The organism is Falsiroseomonas oryzae (assembly GCF_027856955.1).
GTDB classification, from domain to species: domain Bacteria; phylum Pseudomonadota; class Alphaproteobacteria; order Acetobacterales; family Acetobacteraceae; genus Falsiroseomonas; species Falsiroseomonas oryzae.
The window spans coordinates 1-3,502 of record NZ_JAPSMD010000502.1; the positions used below are offsets into that span (position 1 = coordinate 1).

Sequence of the window (3,502 nt, forward strand, 5' to 3'; positions counted from 1 at the left end):
CGGCCGCGCCGGCCGCCGCACCCCCTGTCGAGGCGGCGCCGGAGCCGGCGGCTGAGACGGTCGTGGAGGCGCCGGCCGAGGCCGCGGGCGGCCCCGCGCCGCCGCAGAGCATCCGCGTCTCGGTCGATGTGCTCGAGGACCTGATGACGCTGGTCAGCGAGCTGGTGCTGACGCGCAACCAGCTGATGCAGCTGGCGCGCGCGCGCGACGACCAGGCCTATTCGGTGCCGCTGCAGCGGCTGTCCCACATCACGTCGGACCTGCAGGACGGGGTGATGAAGACGCGCATGCAGCCGATCGGCAATGCCTGGCAGAAGCTGCCGCGGCTGGTGCGCGACCTGGCGCGCGAGCTGGGCAAGAAGATCGAGCTGGAGATGCGCGGCGCCGAGACCGAGCTCGACCGCCAGGTGCTGGAGCTGATCAAGGATCCGCTGACGCACATGGTGCGCAACAGCGCGGACCACGGGCTGGAATCCACCGAAGCGCGCCGCGCCGCCGGCAAGCCGGAGACCGGCCGCATCACGCTGAACGCCTATCACGAGGGCGGCCACATCCTCATCGAGATCGCCGATGACGGGAAGGGCCTGGACACCGCCCGCATCGGGGAGAAGGCGGTCGCGCAGGGCCTGGCGACGGAGGCCGAGCTGGCCGGCATGTCCGACCGCGAGATCCACCGCTTCATCTTCCGCGCCGGCTTCTCCACCGCCGCCGCCGTCACGGCGGTGTCGGGCCGCGGCGTCGGCATGGACGTGGTGAAGACCAATGTGGAGCGCATCGGCGGCACCATCGACGTCGCCTCCACGCTCGGCCGCGGGACCACCTTCACCATCAAGATCCCGCTGACGCTGGCCATCGTCTCCGCCCTGGTGGTGGAGGTGGCGGGCGAGCGCTTCGCCATCCCGCAGATCGGCGTGCTGGAGCTGGTGCGCGTCGGCGGCGCCTCCGGCGCGCAGGTGGAGCGCATCAAGGATGCGCCGGTGCTGCGCCTGCGCGACCGGCTGCTGCCGCTGGTAGGCCTCGCGCGCGTGCTGGGGCTGGAGGAGGAGCCGCCGCAGGACGGCGCCGGTGGCGATGTGGGCTTCGTCGTGGTGACGCAGGTCGGCCCCTCGCTGTTCGGGCTGATCGTGGACCGCGTGCACGACACGGAGGAGATCGTCGTGAAGCCGGTGCCGCCGATCCTGCGGCACATCGGCGTCTTCTCCGGCAACACCATCCTCGGCGACGGCAGCGTCATCATGATCCTCGACCCGAACGGGATCGCGCGCGCCACAGGGGTTGCGGCGGAAGGGGCGGGGCTGCGCGCCGGCGCGGCGCAGGCCGGTGCCGTCCGCTCCTCCGAGAAGACGGCGCTGCTGCTGTTCCGCGCCGGCGACGCGACGCCGAAGGCCGTGCCGCTCGGCCTCGTCGCGCGGCTGGACGACCTGCCGGTGGACCGCATCGAGCAGTCCGGCGGCGCGCCGGTGGTGCAGTATCGCGGCCAGCTGATGCCGCTGCTGTCCATGACCGGCGGCGGCCTCTCGGCGGAGGCGGAGCAGCGCGGGCGACAGACCGTACTGGTGTTCAGCGAGCGCGAGCGCAGCCTGGGGCTGATGGTGGACGCCATCCTGGACGTGGTGGAGGAACGGCTGGAGGTGAAGGGCGGCGGCGACCGGCCGGGCTTCCTCGGCTCCGCCGTCGTCGCGGGCAAGGTGACGGAGGTGATCGACACCGCCTGGTGGCTGCGCCAGGCCGGCGGCGACTGGTTCCGGCCGGGCGCCGCGGCGGAGGCGGCGCGACGCCTGCTGGTGGTGGAGGACAGCGCCTTCTTCCGCGAGCTGGTCGTGCCGACGCTGTCGGCTGCGGGCTACGAGGTGGTGGCGGTCGGCCAGCCGTCGGAAGCGCTGGCGCTGCGCGAGGCCGGCGCCGAGTTCGACGCCATCGTCTCCGACATCGAGATGCCGGGCATGGACGGCTTCGGCTTCGCCCGCGCCGTGCGGGAGGGTGGGGCCTGGGCGGCGCTGCCGCTGGTCGCGCTCTCCGGCCGTGCCGACCCGGCCGCGCTGGCGCAGGCGCGGGCCGCCGGCTTCACCGACTTCGTGCCGAAATACGACCGGGAGGCGCTGGTGGAGTCGCTCCGCTCCTGCCTGGCCGTCGCGCTCTCGATCTGACGCGGAGGGAGACGCGCCATGCGCAACCAGGCCATCCAGAACGCCGCGACGGAGGCGGATCTCGCGCTGACGCTGACCGTCGGCGGGCAGCCCTGCGGCGTGCCGGTGCTCGTCGTGCGCGACGTGCTCGGCGCGCAGTCCATCACGCCGATCCCGCTGGCACCGCCCGAGATCGAGGGCGCGATGAATCTGCGCGGGCGCATCGTCACCGCGGTGGACCTGCGCCGCCGCCTGGGCCTGCCGCCGCGCGAGGCCGGGTCGCAGCCGATGAGCGTGGTGGTCGAGCAGGGTGGCGAGCTCTACGCCATGCTGGCCGACGGCGTGGGGGAGGTGATCCCGCTCGCCGCCGCCGACCGCGCGCCGAACCCGCCGACGCTGGATGCGGTGTGGCGCGACGTTTCCCGCGGGGTGCATCAGCGCGACGGGCAGCTGCTGATCCTGCTGGACGTGGAGCGTCTGCTGACGATCGGGGGCGTGCGATGAACTGCCTGGTGGTGGATGACAGCCGCGTGGTGCGCAAGGCCGCGCGGCGCCTGCTGGAAGGCTTCGGCTTCGCCGTGCGGGAGGCGGAGGACGGCGCGCAGGCGCTGGCCGCCTGCCGGGAGGCGCTGCCGGATTTCGTGCTGCTGGACTGGAACATGCCGGTGATGGATGGGCTGTCCTTCCTGCGCGCGGCGCGCGCGGAGCACGGCGCCGAGCGCCCGGTGGTGATGCTCTGCACCACCGAGAACACGCAGGAGAAGATCCTGCAGGCGCTTGAGGCCGGCGCGCAGGAATACGTGATGAAGCCCTTCGACGCGGAGATCCTCGGCGGCAAGCTGACGCAGCTCGGCCTGTTGCGGGACGCGGCGTGACGCCGGCGCTGGCCGCGACGCGGCCCGCCGCGCAGGGCAGCGTCGCGAAGGACAGCGTCAGGGTGATGCTGTGCGACGACAGCGCGGTGGCGCGGGGTGCGCTGCAGCGCCTGCTGGCGCGCGACCCGGCGCTGCGCGTCGTCGCGCAGGCGGCGGATGGCCGGCAGGCCGTAGACATGCTGGCCGCGATGCCGCCGGCGGAGCGGCCGGAGGTGGTGCTGCTCGACCTTGAGATGCCGGTGCTGGACGGGCTGGCGGCGCTGCCGCTGATCCTGCGTGCCGCCCCCGGCACGGCGGTGATCGTGGCCAGCGCGCTGAGCCAGCGCGGCGCCGCGGCAACCATGGCGGCGCTGCGTGCGGGCGCGGTGGACTACGTGCCGAAGCCCGCCGCGGCGCAGGGCGGCATGGCCGATCCGCGCTTCGGCGAGGAACTTCGGGCGAAGGTCGCGGGCTGGGCCCGCATGCGCCGGCCCTCTCCGGGGCGCGCGCCCATGCCGGCCG

General features: G+C 74.0%; 4 protein-coding genes. All 4 read left to right on the plus strand.

The features are described 5' to 3' along the window. Nucleotides 1-2,147 (plus strand): hybrid sensor histidine kinase/response regulator (locus OZN99_RS27775; RefSeq protein WP_270938465.1); only part of this gene is annotated, 2,147 nt, incomplete at its 5' end. Nucleotides 2,148-2,165: 18 nt separating this feature from the next. After that, on the plus strand, nt 2,166-2,630 hold the full coding sequence (locus tag OZN99_RS27780; RefSeq protein WP_270938466.1) for a chemotaxis protein CheW: 465 nt from the start codon (nt 2,166-2,168) through the stop codon (nt 2,628-2,630). Further along, the gene (locus OZN99_RS27785) at nt 2,627-3,001 is read left to right on the plus strand and encodes a response regulator (protein ID WP_270938467.1); all 375 of its coding nucleotides are present in this window, start codon (nt 2,627-2,629) and stop codon (nt 2,999-3,001) included. Before OZN99_RS27780 ends, OZN99_RS27785 begins: the two co-directional genes overlap by 4 nt. Continuing rightward, nucleotides 2,998-3,502 (plus strand): response regulator (locus tag OZN99_RS27790; RefSeq protein WP_270938468.1); only part of this gene is annotated, 505 nt, incomplete at its 3' end. The genes OZN99_RS27785 and OZN99_RS27790, both read left to right, overlap by 4 nt.

Bases quoted from the DNA above. Each gene is read 5' to 3' on its own strand.
- OZN99_RS27780 (WP_270938466.1), top strand. From the start codon at position 2,166: ATGCGCAACCAGGCCATCCAGAACGCCGCGACGGAGGCGGATCTCGCG.
- OZN99_RS27785 (WP_270938467.1), top strand. From the start codon at position 2,627: ATGAACTGCCTGGTGGTGGATGACAGCCGCGTGGTGCGCAAGGCCGCG.